Annotated in this window: 19 protein-coding genes, 2 tRNA genes and 1 pseudogene; 15 read left to right on the top strand and 7 right to left on the bottom strand. The window is 57.2% G+C overall.

Features of this window, described 5'->3' with window-relative positions:
* Positions 1 to 27: 27 nt before the first annotated feature.
* The 6 genes from APR53_05115 to APR53_05090 all read right to left on the bottom strand — a co-directional run bounded on the left by APR53_05115 (position 28) and on the right by APR53_05090 (position 4483).
* On the bottom strand, positions 28 to 564 hold the full coding sequence (locus tag APR53_05115; GenBank protein KQC03519.1) for a fuculose phosphate aldolase: 537 nt from the start codon (positions 562 to 564) through the stop codon (positions 28 to 30).
* On the bottom strand, positions 537 to 1172 hold the full coding sequence (locus APR53_05110; GenBank protein ID KQC03477.1) for a Fe-S cluster assembly protein HesB: 636 nt from the start codon (positions 1170 to 1172) through the stop codon (positions 537 to 539). Before APR53_05110 ends, APR53_05115 begins: the two co-directional genes overlap by 28 nt.
* Positions 1150 to 1800 (bottom strand): NADPH-dependent F420 reductase, encoded by a 651-nt coding sequence (locus APR53_05105; protein KQC03476.1) that lies wholly within the window; start codon positions 1798 to 1800, stop codon positions 1150 to 1152. The genes APR53_05110 and APR53_05105 overlap by 23 nt, the downstream gene beginning before the upstream one ends.
* Positions 1801 to 2079, bottom strand: a complete 279-nt coding sequence (locus APR53_05100; GenBank protein ID KQC03475.1) for a thioredoxin — start codon at positions 2077 to 2079, stop codon at positions 1801 to 1803.
* A 92-nt stretch (positions 2080 to 2171) separates the two neighbouring features.
* The gene (locus tag APR53_05095) at positions 2172 to 3632 is read right to left on the bottom strand and encodes a preprotein translocase subunit SecD (GenBank protein ID KQC03474.1); all 1461 of its coding nucleotides are present in this window, start codon (positions 3630 to 3632) and stop codon (positions 2172 to 2174) included.
* A complete protein-coding gene (locus APR53_05090) occupies positions 3629 to 4483 on the bottom strand; it encodes a preprotein translocase subunit SecF (GenBank protein KQC03473.1) in 855 nt (284 codons plus the stop codon). The genes APR53_05095 and APR53_05090 overlap by 4 nt, the downstream gene beginning before the upstream one ends.
* Positions 4484 to 4666: 183 nt before the next feature.
* Between APR53_05090 and APR53_05085 the strand changes: the two genes are divergently transcribed.
* From APR53_05085 to APR53_05015, 15 genes are all read left to right on the top strand, one after another.
* Positions 4667 to 4981 carry a hypothetical protein gene (locus APR53_05085; GenBank protein KQC03472.1) on the top strand — a complete coding sequence of 105 codons (315 nt, stop codon included), beginning with the start codon at positions 4667 to 4669 and terminating at the stop codon, positions 4979 to 4981.
* Between the two features lie 57 nt (positions 4982 to 5038).
* The gene (locus tag APR53_05080; protein KQC03471.1) at positions 5039 to 5308 is read left to right on the top strand and encodes a hypothetical protein; all 270 of its coding nucleotides are present in this window, start codon (positions 5039 to 5041) and stop codon (positions 5306 to 5308) included.
* A 10-nt stretch (positions 5309 to 5318) separates the two neighbouring features.
* Positions 5319 to 5726, top strand: coding sequence for a hypothetical protein (locus tag APR53_05075; protein ID KQC03470.1), 408 nt, complete (start codon positions 5319 to 5321; stop codon positions 5724 to 5726).
* Between the two features lie 9 nt (positions 5727 to 5735).
* Positions 5736 to 7169: a tRNA-splicing ligase gene (locus APR53_05070; GenBank protein ID KQC03469.1), complete on the top strand. Its 1434-nt coding sequence runs from the start codon at positions 5736 to 5738 to the stop codon at positions 7167 to 7169.
* Positions 7166 to 7741 (top strand): hypothetical protein, encoded by a 576-nt coding sequence (locus tag APR53_05065; protein ID KQC03468.1) that lies wholly within the window; start codon positions 7166 to 7168, stop codon positions 7739 to 7741. The genes APR53_05070 and APR53_05065 overlap by 4 nt, the downstream gene beginning before the upstream one ends.
* Positions 7742 to 7773: 32 nt before the next feature.
* Positions 7774 to 8196: a hypothetical protein gene (locus tag APR53_05060; GenBank protein ID KQC03467.1), complete on the top strand. Its 423-nt coding sequence runs from the start codon at positions 7774 to 7776 to the stop codon at positions 8194 to 8196.
* A gap of 5 nt (positions 8197 to 8201) precedes the next feature.
* Positions 8202 to 9182: a biotin--acetyl-CoA-carboxylase ligase gene (locus tag APR53_05055; GenBank protein KQC03466.1), complete on the top strand. Its 981-nt coding sequence runs from the start codon at positions 8202 to 8204 to the stop codon at positions 9180 to 9182.
* A 44-nt stretch (positions 9183 to 9226) separates the two neighbouring features.
* Positions 9227 to 9736 carry a biotin transporter BioY gene (locus APR53_05050; GenBank protein ID KQC03465.1) on the top strand — a complete coding sequence of 170 codons (510 nt, stop codon included), beginning with the start codon at positions 9227 to 9229 and terminating at the stop codon, positions 9734 to 9736.
* Positions 9733 to 10410 carry an ABC transporter gene (locus tag APR53_05045; protein KQC03464.1) on the top strand — a complete coding sequence of 226 codons (678 nt, stop codon included), beginning with the start codon at positions 9733 to 9735 and terminating at the stop codon, positions 10408 to 10410. The genes APR53_05050 and APR53_05045 overlap by 4 nt, the downstream gene beginning before the upstream one ends.
* Positions 10401 to 11099, top strand: a complete 699-nt coding sequence (locus APR53_05040; protein ID KQC03463.1) for an ABC transporter — start codon at positions 10401 to 10403, stop codon at positions 11097 to 11099. Before APR53_05045 ends, APR53_05040 begins: the two co-directional genes overlap by 10 nt.
* A complete protein-coding gene (locus APR53_05035) occupies positions 11081 to 11722 on the top strand; it encodes a hypothetical protein (protein ID KQC03462.1) in 642 nt (213 codons plus the stop codon). Before APR53_05040 ends, APR53_05035 begins: the two co-directional genes overlap by 19 nt.
* A 64-nt stretch (positions 11723 to 11786) precedes the next feature.
* On the top strand, positions 11787 to 13520 hold the full coding sequence (locus APR53_05030; protein ID KQC03461.1) for a pyruvate carboxylase subunit B: 1734 nt from the start codon (positions 11787 to 11789) through the stop codon (positions 13518 to 13520).
* Positions 13517 to 15001, top strand: coding sequence for a pyruvate carboxylase subunit A (locus APR53_05025; protein ID KQC03460.1), 1485 nt, complete (start codon positions 13517 to 13519; stop codon positions 14999 to 15001). Before APR53_05030 ends, APR53_05025 begins: the two co-directional genes overlap by 4 nt.
* A 105-nt stretch (positions 15002 to 15106) precedes the next feature.
* Positions 15107 to 15222, top strand: a tRNA-Met gene (locus tag APR53_05020).
* A gap of 164 nt (positions 15223 to 15386) precedes the next feature.
* Positions 15387 to 15473 (top strand) — tRNA-Leu (locus APR53_05015).
* 703 nt (positions 15474 to 16176) lie between these two features.
* Here APR53_05015 and APR53_05010 read toward each other — a convergent pair.
* Positions 16177 to 16366: pseudogene (locus APR53_05010) on the bottom strand.

Raw genomic sequence — 16366 nt, 5'->3', positions numbered from 1 at the left:
TTCTGATAAACCGCTCGAATCCTTTTTTCAGGCCCTGTACTCACGTCGGAGCCAGATTATCCGGCATGCATGCTCGATTACGGACGTGAGCAGGTATGCCTGCACGAGTGTCTCTGCGGCGGCAAACGTGCCATGGCCGCGTGCAATGACCGCAGACGCGTGTGCCACCCCATCCGCGACACGCCATGCAAGCTCCTCTGTCCCGGGATCTCCCTCGACAACGGGGATTTCCGGGCAGAAGAGGATTCCCTCGCTGTCCTCCGGTAGGAGAGAGGACGCGGCATAGGAGAGCGCGATCGCGTGGGGAGGATGCCCGTGCACGACTGCGCCGTGCCGGGTTCGTCCATAGATTTCCCGGTGGACACGATACTCGCTCGATGCAGCCGCCGGAACTTCTCCTTCGTCCGGAACGAAGACGAGCCGTCCGGGTTCATCGAGAAACGCCCCGTTGCCGGTGACGTAAAAACCGCCCTCCGCCCGCACGCTCATGTTCCCGAAGTTGCCGGAGACCAGTCCTTCGGTCGTGAGCCGCCGCCCTATTCGAATGCATTCTTCAGTATACATGTTTCACACCGTTTTTTTCCACAGAATTGCTTGGCATATTCCACAAAGTATGCATGGCACCGCCGGTGGACCGCAGTGTCGGGGGGAAGGACCGCCTCGAACATGCGCTTGAGTGCGGCCCCTCGTTCCGGGATCCCCACGCACCCGCAGATGCGCTCCGTATAGGCATCGATGACAAAGACCGGCCTGTCCAGTGCATAACACAGGATGCTGTCGGCCGTCTCGGCGCCGATCCCGTTGACGGAGAGAAGACCCGCCCGGAGTTCCTCCGTCGGCCGCTTCCTCATTGCGTCCACACTGCCGTACCGATGCGTGATCCATTCCGCAAGTGCTGTGAGGCGCCGGGTCTTGACCCGGAAAAAACCCGTGCACCGCACCGCCTCCTCGATAACGGAGGAAGGGGCAGCGTGGATGCCCGCGATACTGCAGATTCCCTTCCGCCTGAGCGCATCAAGCGCTGCAGTGACATTTTCCCAGCGTGTCTGCTGCGTGAGCACCGCACCGATCATGACCTCTTCGGGTGTTCCCGGCCACCAGGCCAGGTCACCGAAGAGAGCGGATAATGCCCCGATGAGAGCCTCGCATTTACAGGAACCGGATGCCGACATCCTTCATCTTGTTGTACCGGGCGATATTCAGAAGCAGCGGAGTAATGCTTTCGACGATTGAAGAGACCGCCAGCGGTCCCGCATCAAAAGCACGGAGCTGAGACACCCCGTTCACCAGTGCCATCACCTCTTCCTTTGCCTCCTCGTCATCACCACAGACAGCCACGGAATAGTCAAGCTCTTCATCAAACGCCTGCCACCGGTTTGCGGCAATGTTATTGAACGCCGTCACGACACGTGCGCTCTCAGGGAGGAGGCTTTTAATCAGGAGCGCTGCGGATCCCTCGGCAGGAGGGTCATAGTAAAAATGTGCCGCTTTTGCGATCGGATTGACCGGGCTTACGACGATCTTCCCTTCAAACCCCGTGAGCGACGTGAGCGTAGGAATCACGTGCCTGAACGGGATTGCGAGAATAACCACCTCCGCATGATCCACGGCTTCCTGGTTGCACACGCCGCAGCACCTTGCGCACAGGCCGCGTTTTTGAAGCATTGAAACCGTGCACTCGCTGGATATGCAGGCTTTTTCCTCGTCACGCGAACCGATTGCCACATCATGGTGCACGGAGAGACGCATCGCCATGCCCTCACCGATCTCTCCGGTGCCGCCAACAATGCCTATCTTCACTTAATTCACCAGCGGGCGCAGATATGCCTCGAGTTCGTCGGCCCCGGTTACTCCCTCGAGCCGCTGCTTTACTTCGCCATTTTTGAGAATGATGAGTGTCGGCACCACACGGATCTGGCACCGGATCGTTATTTCCCGGTTCTTCGCCTCATCGACATCAAGCTCGCGAATCTCGACAAGGTCACCCATACGGGCTCTGACTTCTTCAAGAATCGGCCCCTGCCTTTTGCATGGTCCGCACCAAGTTGCGGAAAAGTCCAACAGTACCGGTTTCGACATCGCTGTTCCTCTCACCTGATATCGTGGAAAAACCTGATAAATATACTGTTTTCACAATCGCCGATCAAAAAGGCGGCGCTCTAAAAAAAGGATTACCGGGAAAGGATTCCCATGATGATCTTGCCGTACGCGGGCCGCGTGATAAGGACGCCGATGAGCACACCGAGAATGGTGATAATTGCAAATCCCTTCAACGTACTCAGATCCATCAGCGCGAGCGGAAGCATCGCGATAAAGGTCGTTGAAGCGGCTACGATGATAATGCCGAGAGCCCGGGCGAGGCGCTTGAGATAGAGGTTCGGCGACGGGACACGCCCTTCGAAAAGAACCTCGTCGGTAATCACCACAAGCTGATCGATGCCTGTACCGAGAACCGCGATCAGCCCCGCGATACTGGCAAGATCCAGCTGCTGGATATACCGCGCAATACCGAGCAGGATGATGATCTCGACAACATTCGTCCCGATCATCGGCAGCACGATCGACGGCTCACGGTACCGGAAGTACACCGTTACCCCGACGGCAAGCAGGGCAAGGAGTCCGGCGACGACCGACATTATCTTGAAGTACTCCCCGAGATTGGCGGGAACCGAGCCCGAACCCGCCACTTCGACATCCACCGGCAGTGCGCCGGCGCGAAGGTGGATCTCGAGCGCCTTCGCCTGTTCAAGGGCTGCCGCACCGCCTCCCGTGGAGGCGCTCAGCTGCCGGACGGGATAATTCTGTAGGTTAGACGCCAGATCCGGGGAGAGAGGCGCGCTGTAAACGATGACGTCGTCCAGCAGCATAATCAGTTCGTGGCTGTCGGGATCCCGCACCGCTCCGTAGGTGATCGCCGCCTCACGGAAGGCATCCGCTCCCGATTCGCTCAGGGTAAACCCGACCCCCCACTGGCCGCTCCCGGGCGGGGACTGGCTCGGCGTCGATACGCTCGTTATCATCTCCCCGAACAGCACGTGCTCGGTTGCGTTTCCTGTGGTCTGTATCCGAATCTCGAATTTACCCTGTTTTCCAACAATGTCCTGAGCCGTTGTGATGTCCTCTCCCGCGAGCTCTATACGGATGTAGCGTGTCACCCCTTCGAGGGCGGTGAGGGTATTGATGCGGGCATCGCGGGTCCCGAGCGTATTGACCTTTTCCTCGAGGATCAGTTTCACATCATCGGCGGTTGCCCCGGAAACACCCTGCGCGTAGGAGGTGATCGTCCCTCCCGCTTCGGCAAAGACCGGTTCGAGTTCCTCCCGGGTAAAGAATTTCCGGATTTCGATTCGATCGTCATCCACCAGGTACACTTCGGCATCGAGGCGGTTCCTGAGATCGGGAATGAATTCTTCGACAGGCACATCGCTCGAGAATCCGACGACTTCAGCCCTGAAGGCAAGCTGCAGCCATGCCCCTCCTTCAAGATCAAGCCCGAGCTGCAGGTTGCCGGTCAGTCCGGCATCCGGGTTGAAGGGAAGGAGGTAGATGCCCGCAACCGATGCGAATACGAGCACCACCATGACGATAACACGCCAGTCGGAGAGGATCTGGCGGAAAGCGTCCGTATTCATTTCGCACCCCCGCGTGTCACGTACCACTTCAGGAGACCCGCATTCAAGAGCCAGGTGTTCATCAGATCAACGACGAGGCCGAAGAGGAGCACCGTGGAAATTTCACGGATAATGATGATCTGCGCAAAGGCGGAGACGACAAACATCGCCGCCACGGCCGTCAGCGTCGTGGTGGTCATGATAAACCCGGTGCGGAACGCTCCCTCCAGTTTCTCCTTTATCTTTCCCTTTCGTTTCAGGAGGCGTGTGGTGAGGAGGATGTCGCTGTCCACCGAGTACCCGATCAGCATCAGGAGGGCGGCAGTAGTACCAAGCGACAGGCTGATGCCGAATGCGTCCATGAATGCCGCCGAAATCACGATGTCGGAAAATGCGGAGAGGACGACCGCAAATGACGGGATGAATGTCCGGAACGCGATAAAGACCACAACCGACATCCCGACGAAAGAGAAGAGCAGGGCAACAAGCGCCTGTCCCTGCAGGGTTTTTCCGAACGTTTCCCCTATCTGGTCGATCTTCGCATCAGGATACCGCGACTGGACCACCCCGGTAAGAGCCCTGAAGGTGTCGTCATCCATATATTCGAAGGTGATGTAGCGCCCGTTGTTTACGCTCTCACCGATGGAGACTAAGGGATAATCGGCGAAATAAAGGGCGATCTCTTCTCTGCTGTCATCCGTAAACACCGTCAGCGCCACGCCGCCCGCAAAATCGATGCCGGGATTGACCGGCATTCCCGTCGAAACGGTATTAAAGGCGAGAAAGGCACACGATAGAATAAGAATGGCGATGGGAAGGGCAACCATTGTCTTTGGTGCATATGAACCTATATCATAGGTGATAAATCCCATGTCTAATGATTTGTGCCCGGATGCTTAAATTGTTGGTATTCTGCGCTATCCAAAGCGACAGGCAGCCGCCTGCACGGGCGCCGGCATTCCCGCGCCCCGTCCCTTTCCGGAGAGATAAAAAATGATGCCTGTGACGGAATTGAAATAAAAACTTATAAATAAAATTCGGAAATACACCAGAATATGAGATCCCCGGCTGATCTTAGAAAGGAGATCGAGAGCCGTCTGCGGAGCTACCTGTCACGGGATAAAACCGGCATACGCCATGAAATCCTCAATATTTTCTTAAAAATCAAATCCCTGACCATTGCAGACGTTCATGACATCCTTCAGCAGCGGTTCGAGATCACCTACCAGTCCGTCGCATCGATGGTCGGGATTATTGCATCCAAAATCGGCATCCTTCGCGTCATCAGGACGAAAGACAATACAAATACGACGTACGAACTCCGGGACCAGTACCGCGATCTGGTCGTCCGGCTGATCGTGTCGTGCTGACCCGGATATTCCGGGGCACAACTGTTTTCTCCTCTTTCTTCATACATTTACAGAAGAATGCATACCGATATCGGGGATTCTCATCCTGTTCATGAAATTACACTGACTGACGAGGTTCGTTCTTTCGTCAGGGAGCGAAAGTGCGATTTTCGTATCTGTACCTCATGCGGCGGTCCGATTCTGCTCCCCACGACCGTGAAACCGCCGAAATCGTCGGATATGGAGATCTATGTGGACGATCAGATCATCTACGTCTCGGTCTTTCAGGCGCGGTACATCGATCACATTCACATGGGGATGATCCCCCGGTTCTTTGGGTACGAATGATGATGCCGCCATGCCACATACAGAACTGGACCACACGGCAGATATCCTGATCCGGGTGTGGGGACGAACCCTCGACGAGCTCTTCTCCGATGCCGCCGCCGCCATGGCCGCGGTGATGTTCGAGGACCGACGGGACGGGGGGATCGAGAGAACATTTTCCCTTACTGCCGACGATCCGGAAGCGCTGCTTCACGACCTCCTCTCGGAACTCCTGTTTCTCTCCGAAGTGGAAGGAATCGTGTTTTCCGACATCAAGGCACGCGTGGAGGGAGCCGTTGTGTACTGCACCGCGCGGGGAGAGACCTTTTCTCCCGAGCGCCACCGTGGGGGAACGGAGATTAAGGGCATCTCCTATTCGGGGCTGCGAATCATTAACACCGATGAAGGATATCAGGTAGACATAATCTTTGACGTGTGAGGTGAGGGTATGCACACAGGAATACGGAAGGTGGGAAACATGGAGTGGGAGGTTCCCGTGGGGTACGTGCCGGGCATGCGGGTGCCGGGTCGGTTCTACCTCTCCGACGATCTCGCAGGCTCTGTTGAGGAGGGGGCCGTCAGGCAGCTTGCAAATGTGGCCACCCTTCCCGGAATTGTGAAATACTCGCTCGCAATGCCCGACATCCACTGGGGATACGGTTTTCCTATCGGGGGAGTGGCGGCGTTTGATATGGAGCACGGCGTCATCTCACCGGGCGGCGTGGGCTTTGACATCAACTGCGGTGTACGGCTTATCGCCACCCCGCCCACGGAAAAGGACATCACACGGAAACGCGAACTGATCGAAGCGCTGTTCAGGACCATACCGACGGGTGTCGGAGCAAAGAGCACGCTGAAACTCTCCGCCCGGGATCTTCTGGATATGATGGACGAGGGGGCGTCGTGGGCGGTCAGGAACGGCTACGGACATGAAAACGATCTCGAACACTGCGAAGAGAACGGTTCTATGAAGGATGCATCCAGCGCAGACGTGAGCCAGAAGGCACGCCAGCGCGGCATGCCGCAATGCGGTACGCTCGGGTCGGGCAATCATTTCCTCGAGCTGCAGGTCGTTGCCGAGGTAACCGATGAACGGGCCGCTCGTGCATTCGGGATCGAAAAGGGGCAGATTTGCTGCATGATACACTGTGGCTCCCGCGGGCTCGGCCATCAGGTCTGCACGGATCACCTGAAAGTGCTCGAAAAGGCCACCGGTAACTACAACATACAGGTCCCCGACCGCCAGCTCGCATGCGCACCGGTCTCGAGTCCGGAGGGGAAGGCATATCTCGGCGCGATGGCGGCGGCGGCAAACTACGCGTGGGCAAACCGCCAGATGATCACCCATAACGCACGCGGCGTATTCGCCTCATTCTTCGGGCTGGAACACGAGGATATGCCGCTCGTGTACGATGTGGCCCATAATGTGGCGAAAATCGAGGATCACCGGGTTGACGGTCGATCCATGCGGCTTTGTGTCCACCGGAAGGGTGCCACCCGCGCGTTCGGCCCGGGATCGCGGGATATTCCCCGCGCCTATTCGGAAGAAGGACAGCCGGTCATTATCCCCGGCAGCATGGGGTCGTCCTCGTACCTCCTGAAAGGAACGGCAACCGCCATGGAAAAGACATTCGGAAGCACCTGCCACGGGGCCGGGCGCCTCATGAGCAGGACGCAGGCAAAAAAGAGCACGCGCGGTGCTGAGGTCCAGAAAATACTCGCAAAACAGGGCATCATTGTCAGGGCGACGAGCCAGGCCGTGATCGCCGAGGAAGCGCCCGAGGCCTACAAACCGAGCAGTGAGGTCGTGCGTGTCGTGCACGAAGCCGGCCTCTCGCTTACGGTGGCCCGGCTTGAACCGCTGGGGGTGATTAAAGGATGAAGTGCAGGGCTGCCCTTGCATGGGATTCGGATCTTGTCTTCACGCGCTTCATCGAGGACTGCGGCGTACCCTGCGAACTGGTCACGCCGCATATGCTTGCGGCGCCTTTTTACCGCGGATCCTTCGTCACGCTGGTAATTCCGACCGGGTTCGGCAATCCCGCCTTTTCAGGCCTTCTTCCCGCCCTGCGTGCATCACAGGGCCGCATAAAAAGGTTCGTCGAGCGGGGCGGCAATCTGCTCGTCTTCGGCGCCATGAGCCCGAACGAGAACGCATACGACTGGCTCCCCTTCCCCGTCCGGTACCACCATGAGTATTTCCGGGCGTCTGTCACTCCCGAAAACGGGAAAGAGGGACATATACTCGAGGATTTCGATTGCAGTGCCGTCGAATGCGACGGGCATTTTTCCGAATGCCATGGCAGCCGGGTGGTTGAGGCGGAAAACGGACGTACGCTTATGCTCAGGCACGGTCTCGGCAAGGGCACCGTATACGTGACGGCCATCCACGAATACCCGTCCCGCGGGTTTATCCGGTCTTTCTGCACGGGCGATACGGAAACCTTATTTTAGGTGAGAAATGACAGACATGTGAGGATATTCCGATGGACCAGTTTGTAATCTCTGCCGGCTCCGGACCTCATGATTTCCTGCCTGTTGTCATGGCGCTTCACGAGCTTTTAAACCGCCTTCCGGTTACCGCCCGTTCTCTCATGTACCCGGGTGTGCGGATTGAGAACGGCAGGGTGATCGATGAGGCATATTCCGGCCCGGCACTCGAAGAAGCCATCAGGAATAATTCGATAGTCAGAGCCACACCGTCGGCCGGTGCATACAGGAATGTGCCGGTCGTTGTCGCCCCCCTTCGAAACGGCACGGGGGAGGCAATCGGGGCGATTGGCGTCGTCGATATGACCGGTATCTTTGATCTGGCTACACTCATGGAGCACCAGTCCGATATCATCAGACAGGTCTGCGGCACGGATCCCTGCCCGCTCCCTTCCGAAGCAATCGATGCCAAAAGGTAGTTGCCATGAATGAAACATCCCTTAAAGTCCTCTCCATTCTCGAAGAGGCAGATGGATCGATATCGGGTGAGACGATCAGCACCCGTCTGGGTGTGAGCAGGTCTGCTGTCTGGAAACATATCAGGGAACTCAGGGAGTGGGGATACGAGATCAACGCCTCGCGTCAGAAAGGGTACCGGCTGGAAGCGGCAACCAGCCGCCTGCTGCCCCATGAGATCAGTAAACTCCTGAAAACACGCTTCATCGGACGGGACATCCGGTATCACAGGAGCACGGCATCCACGACATGGGTGGCAAAGGATCTCTGCTCCCGTGGCGATCCGGCAGCCTTAAACGGCACGGTCATCGTCGCCGAAGAACAGACGGGAGGAATCGGCCGTCTCGGGCGTGCGTGGGTCTCTCCTTCGGGAGGGATCTGGTTCACCATCATTCTCACCCCCGACATCCCGATAGACCACCTGTTTATGATCACGATGGCGGGATCCATCGCAGTGGCACGGGCGATCAGGAAGGAATACGATATCGGGGCGCTCATCAAGTGGCCGAACGACATCTATATCGGGGACAAGAAGGTCTCGGGCCTGCTGCTTGAACTTTCCGCAGAGGCGGATACGGTGCATTACTGCCTGCTCGGAATCGGTATCGACGCAAACATCGATCCTACACACCTTCCGAACGAATTCGCAAACACCATCACCTCGATCTCCGCGGAAACGGGGTTCGAGATTGACCGACGCGCCCTGCTGGCCCGGGTGCTGCGCGAATTCGAACAACGCTACCTTCTTCTCGAAAGCGAGGAGTACGAATCACTTCTCAGGGAATGGAAGAGCCTCTCACTCACCCTCGACCACCGCGTCCACGTGCGCACGCTCAGAAAAAGCGTGGAGGGAGAGGCAATCGACATCGATAACCACGGGGCGCTCCTCATCAGGAAGGACAACGGCAGGGTGGAGCGGGTCATCGCAGGCGACTGCAACCACACCTGATATCTTTTTCGTGTCAACCGCGAAATATAATCGGGTTGACAGAGATGTTCGGCAACGAGACGCGGACCTTTCTCCTGACACGGAGCGCCACCTTCATCGCATTGATCACCGCCGGGGCGTGGATTTCGATTCCTTTCGTACCTGTTCCCCTCACCCTGCAGACATTCTTTGTTCTTCTCGCCGGGGTGGTGATGAAGCGGTACGCCGCCGTGCCTGCCGTCTGCTATCTTGTGCTCGGCTCACTCGGCATTCCGGTATTTCACAACGGGCTTGCCGGGATCGGCGTGCTGCTCGGGCCGACGGGTGGCTATCTTCTCGGTTTTATCCCTGCCGCCGTCATTGTCGGCCTTGCCTACGAAACTGACAGGCGTGCGATACGTGCAGCGGGCATCGCGCTCGGAAGCGCCGCAATTCTCGGGTGCGGTGTTCTCTGGCTCGCAGGTTCGACGCCGCTTTCCGCCGGTACGGCATTCATGGTCGGTGCCGTCCCTTTTCTGCCCGGCGATGCGGTGAAATCGGCAGCAGGCTACCTGATTGCGGAACGACTCGAATGATCGAACTGCAGGCGCTCAGGCATAAAATTCTCGACATCCCCGCTCTATCGATACCGGAAGGGCACTGTATGGTCATCGGCCCGAACGGTGCCGGGAAATCCACTCTGCTGGAGCTCTGCGCCGGCATGCAGGTACCTGCGGGCGGGACGGTCAGCGTGTCAGGGACAGACCCGCGCCGGTGCACCGTCGGATGGGTCTCGGAATTCACGGACCGGACCGTGGTGTTCGACCGGGTCTTCGACGAGATCGCCTCGCCCCTGCGGTTTGCGCACCGGCCCTGCGGCGAGATCGACACCCGGGTCAGGGAAACGGCGGCGTTGATCGGTATCGGTCATCTCCTCGCGGCATCGACGCAGGAGATCTCCGGGGGGGAGAAGACGCTCGTCGCCCTCGCAACCGCCGTGATCGCATCGCCGCCCCTCTTGGTGCTTGACGACCCGGATACGCACTGTGACGCGCGCACGGCACGGCATGTGCAGCAGGTGCTCGGACGCCTCCCGATCCCGCACATCCTTCAGTGCACGCAGGACATGGACACCGCCATCGGTGCAGACACCGTGCTGTACATGGAGAAGGGACGGGTTGTCCACGCCGGCACCCCGCAGGAGGTCTTTTCCCGCCTTGCATCGTCGTGCTTCTACCCGGAGTGCTGGAGGAACGGGCCGTGCGCCTGATCTGCTCGGGTGTGAGGCGGAGGACGGGAACGTTCCTTCTGAGCGCCGACGCCGTATTTATTCCCGGCATCCACCTCATTACCGGTCGCGTCGGCAGCGGCAAATCGTCGCTTTCACGGGTGCTTGCCGGCCTCGAACACCCCGATGCGGGGGCTGTCAGGGCGGAAGGGATCTGCCGGACAATGCTCTCGATGCAGTTTCCCGAGTACCATGTCACCGCCCCGACGGTTGCAGGCGAAATCCGGTCGTGGGGCCTCTCCCCGGACGTCATCCTCCCCGAGACGGCCCTTTCGGGCCGTGAACGCGACCATCCGCTCCGCCTGAGCCGGGGCGAGCTAAAACGGCTTCATCTCGCCTGCGTGCTGTCGAAACCGTACGATCTGCTGATACTTGACGAACCGTTCAGTGCACTCGACTGTCGTATGAAGGCGCGTCTCTGTCGCCGCCTCGAAACAGCGGAAAACGGGATTACCATCATCCTGACCCACGAGCCGCTCTGGCTGCCGAAAACCGATATGCTCTGGGAGATGGACGGCGGAACACTCCGCTGCCTCGGCCCCATACCGGAGGCGCTCCTGTCATGGGAGGATGCCCCGGCACCGATCCGATCGGTGATCGAGAGGGGGCACCTGCCCGCAAACATCAGACCCGCGGACATCAGGGAGGCACGATGCAGGATCCGCGGCTGAGACTGTTCTCGGTTTTCGCTCTCTCGCTGGCCGCCTTCGCGTCTGATGCGGGCGCACTTCTGGCGATACTCTGGTGGGCCGCCGTTGCGCTCCGGCACCGCACTTCTGTTCCCGGGCGGGCGGGAGGCGCGATCTGGATCATGGTTCTCGCTGTCGCCGCCGGCATTCAGGTGACCGGAGGAAACGGCCTTTCGTACCTGCTCCGGATGACCGCCATTCTCATCATTGCCGGCTGGGCGTACCGCGGGCAGCACGGGGGGGACGTGCTGGATGTCGCAGTCTGGGCGGGGGGCAGGCATACGGGATTCGAGGCGGGGCTTCTCGCCGAGCTTGCCGTGCAGGCGCTCAGGCTGATGGAGCAGGATATCGCGCACATGAAAACCGCCCTCCGCCTGAAGGGGATGAACTGGAGCGTGTCTTCCGCCCTGTCGATGGCTCAGACACTTCTCATCACCCAGCTGCACAGGTCCGATGATCAGGCGCTCATTCTCGCCCGGCGCGGCTACCGGCACGGAGGAACGCTCTGCCCCGTATTCGCCTCCCCTTTAAAGGATAAAATCGCTGCGTTTTGTGCATTCTCCGTTCTGCTGGTCGCACTTGGACAGTTCGTGATATTTTTATAGTTATACAGTGAGTTTTCTAGAGGCTTTATCGCATAATTTCCTTCAGCCCCCACAGGTGTTTTCAATGCATGCAATACATTCCGTCCGTATAACCGATACAACGCTGAGGGATGCGCATCAGTCGCTTATTGCAACACGGCTGAAGACGGAGGATATGATACCGATTGCACGGGCAATCGATAATATCGGATTCTATTCAGTAGAGGCATGGGGCGGCGCGACCTTTGACAGCTGCATCAGGTACTTAAACGACGATCCCTGGGAACGGCTCAGGTCCCTGCACGGTGAGCTTGTCAAGACGCCCATCCAGATGCTTCTCAGGGGGCAGAACCTCGTCGGGTACCGGCATTACCCCGACGATGTCGTCGAAAAATTCGTCGAAGCGGCAGCAAGAAACGGCGTATCGATCTTCCGGGTGTTCGATGCGCTCAACGACACGCGGAACATGAAAAAGGCGATGGATGTCGTCAAGGATATCGGGTCGCACCTCCAGGGAACGATCTGCTACACGACAAGCCCCGTCCATTCCGTGGAGACATTCATCGACATGGCCCGCGATCTCTATGCGATGGACTGCGAGTCGATCTGCATCAAGGATATGGCCGGCCTGATCATGCCCGGCGCGGCCCGCGATCTCATTACCGGAATCAAGGCGGAGATGGACATCCTTGTCGACCTCCACAGCCATTCGACGAGCGGCATCTCCCCGATGAGTTACCAGGCGGCGATCGAAGCGGGAGTGGATATCCTGGATACCGCCATGTCGCCCTTCGCCCTCGGGACGTCCCAGCCCCCGACGGAGAGCGTGGTTGCCAGCCTGATCGGGACACCGCATGACACCGGAATCGACCTCATGGCTCTGCGGGAGGTGCGGAACCTGGTGCTGGAGATGCGCCGGAAGTACGAAGGGCTCATCGACCCCATCTCAGAACGGGTCGACAGCGACGTTCTCATCTACCAGCTTCCGGGCGGGATGATCTCGAACCTTGTCTCACAGCTTAAAGAACAGGATGCACTGGATAAAATGGAGGCCGTGCTGACCGAAATCCCGCACGTGCGCGAGGATCTCGGGTATCCCCCGCTCGTCACCCCAACGAGCCAGATCGTCGGTACGCAGGCCGTCCTGAACGTGCTTATCGGTGGAGAACGTTATAAGAACGTGACCAAGGAGGTCAAGGACTACGTGCGGGGGCTGTACGGCAGGCCTCCCCGGCCCATTTCCACGGATATCCGTCGGCTGATCATCGGCGACGAGGAGCCCTTTACCGGCAGGCCGGCCGACCTCCTCGAACCCATCTATGAAAAGAGCGCGGAAGAGGCGCGGAAGGCAGGGCTCGTCAGGAAAGACGAGGATATCCTTACCCTCATCCTCTACCCGGCAATCGCCCCGTCGTTTTTGAAAGGAGAGCGGATCCCCGAGGTCCTCCCCAGAAAGGAGAGCCGCACCACTTCATCCGCGGAGATTCCCAGCTTCATGGAGGTGGAGGTGGACGGGGAGCTCTTTGCGGTGCGTATCGTGTCCGTTGAAGGGAGCGCCGTGCAAACCGGGGGGAAAGCCGGTTCAACGATTCCTCACGAGGACATCGAGGGCGGCGTCAAGAGCAACATGCAGGGCATGGTGCTGAAAGTGCTGGTCAGGCGCGGTGCCGAGGTGAAGAAGGGCGAGCAGCTCCTTGTGCTCGAGGCCATGAAGATGGAGAATCCCGTCGTGAGCCCGCGTGACGGCACGGTCGAGGAGATCTTTGTGGATGCAGGAGATGTCGTGCAAAACGGAGACGTCCTGCTGGTGATCAAATGAGGTATTTCGAAAAGATTTTGATCGCAAACCGCGGCGAGATCGCCATCAGGGTCATGCGGGCATGCCGCGAACTCGACATCGAGACGGTGGCGATATATTCAGACCCCGACAGGAACTCGCTCCACGTGAAATATGCGGATGAGGCGTTCAACGTGGGGGAAGCGCACCCCCGGAAGAGCTACCTCAATATGGAGCGAATCATCGATATCGCGGAAAAATCCGGTGCCGAGGCGATCCACCCGGGGTACGGCTTCCTCGCCGAAAACCACCATTTCGCCCACCTCTGCGAAGGCGAGGGCATCACCTTCATCGGCCCCTCCGGAAAGACGATCGAAGCGATGGGGAGCAAGCTCGGAAGCAAGCACATGATGGAGGAGGCGGGGGTGCCGGTGCTCCCCTATACCCCGGACGGGGTCACGTCCGCCGACGACGCGAAGAAGATTGCGGCTGAGATCGGATACCCGGTCATCGTGAAGGCGAGCTCGGGTGGAGGCGGCATCGGAATGCAGATCGTCGAGTCCGAGGAGGGGCTCGAGGAGGCGATCTCGAAGGGAATGCGCATCGCGGAGTCCGCCTTCGGGGATGCCACCATTTTTATCGAGAAGTACCTCGTCAAACCCCGCCATATCGAGTTTCAGGTCCTCGCCGATGCATACGGGAACCGCATTCACCTCTTCGACCGCGAGTGCTCGATCCAGCGGCGCCACCAGAAACTCGTCGAAGAGGCGCCCTGTCCGATCATGACCCCTGATCTCCGGGAGCGGATGGCGGCGTCCGCCCTCACCGTCGCCCGGGTCTCGGATTATACGAACGCGGGCACGGTTGAATTCCTGTACGCGGACGGCAACTACTACTTCATGGAGATGAACACCCGCCTGCAGGTGGAGCACACGGTCACCGAGGCGATTACCGGCGTCGATATCGTGCGGCGGCAGATCGCGATTGCGGCGGGCGAGGAGCTGACGCTTTCGCAGGACGACGTGAACATCCGGGGCCATGCGATCGAGTGCCGTATCAATGCCGAGGACCCGCTCAACAACTTCACCGCCGACCCGGGAAAGATCGTCCGGTACCGGTCACCGGGCGGCCCGGGGATCCGCGTCGATTCGGGCATTCACATGGGCTACTCGATTCCCCCCCATTACGATTCCATGATCTCGAAGCTCTGCGGCCACGGTGCGGACAGGATGGAGACGATCGAGAAGATGCGCCGCGCCATCTACGAGTACGTCATCATCGGCGTAAAGACGACCCTGCCCCTCCACCATGCGATCATGAGCAACTCCCACTTCATCGCGGGGAACACCCACACGCATTTCCTGCAGGAAGAGCACATCCAGAGAAGCCTGAACCGCTTCCTCAGGGAGGAGGAGACCCGGATGAAGACGCTCGCCGCGTCCCTCCGCCACGGCAAGGCCGTCGCGGCCATCTCCGCCGCAGTCAACGTATACGTGCAGAAAAGCACGGAACGAGACGAATAGAGGCGGCGGGGCCGGGTACCCAAGGGAAAGCCAACAGCCTGCGTATCAGAACATTTATGTCCGCCCCCACCCTTTTTGTAATGCACATTCGTGTGCACTTTCCGCGCTGCGGTGGCCTAGTAGGTTAGGGCGCCAGACTCATAGGGTTTTTGAGCAAAAGGAACGGGGCGTCTCTGATCTGAGACATCTGGAGATCGTGGGTTCGGATCCCACCCGCAGCACTCTTACGGGATGTTTGTATTCCAATTTTGAAACGGAGCCGTTTCCTTTGAGATTGCTAATTTTACAATCACGGTAAATTTTTGTAAATTTCCTTTTCCGCGTGCGCCGGCCATGATTTCTTTCTCGGATCGTCTGCGCGGTATGCTTCCATGAGATAGCACCGGCGAGGGTTGCCAAGCCAGGTCAAAGGCGCTGGGTTCAGGGCCCAGTCTCGTAGAAGTTCGCCGGTTCGAATCTTTACAACCTCTCATATATGATCATCATTAAGACTTAAATAATAAATAATTATAAATCAATATAATTAAAAACAATAAACACATTGCAACCAACCCAAATCCCGATATTATATCTTTTCTAGTGAAGACAATAATGAAATCATATTTCTTCTTAAAAAAGTCAAAAAAGGAGGCCACAAATCTCGGCTCATCATAATAATATTCAAAATATTCAATATTTTCTTTTTTAATTGCTTTCCAACGCGTATAATCGTTTTTTGTTCCAAAAATATGAAATCTTTTGTTTCACAAATTATATTAGAAAAATCATTTTCATTTTCATTTCCAATCTTTACTTTTATCCCAAACTTATTGGCAGCCCGACAAAGAAATCCGGCATATTGAACCAAGAAATAAGATATCGATATCAATAGTGATATCATTACAAAAAAAGAATAATATTTAAGAAATGAATCCCACATATTTGATTCAACAACACCAAGACGAATAGATATTTTCAATAAATAATTAGCTAGAAAAAAAAGAGGTATGAAGAAAATAGAAATGAATATAACTACTGTGAAAATTGCATTTGAGATTTAATGAAATATCACTTCAATACTGGTATTGTACGTAGGAGGTATACCGTTATATTGGCCTCGAGTAAACTCTTCATATATAATAAATCCAATTATTGCTATAATTAACACTAATATTGTTGAATTCAGGGAAGTGTACTCATTCTGCTGTAAATTCTGCCCTCGTATCCTGACATACCATCACCTCTGATCCAGATAAATACTTCCGCCCTGTGATCCACTCCTCATTGATATCCATCAATATGGCTCCGGCGAGACGGAGGAGTGAATTGTCATTTGGAAACGCTCCTATTGGCCGGGATCGTCGTTTCAGTTCCTTATTGATCCGC

The sequence above is a fragment of the Methanoculleus sp. SDB genome (genome assembly GCA_001412355.1).
Classification (GTDB): domain Archaea; phylum Halobacteriota; class Methanomicrobia; order Methanomicrobiales; family Methanomicrobiaceae; genus LKUD01.
This window is presented reverse-complemented; position numbering and strand designations above follow the sequence as displayed.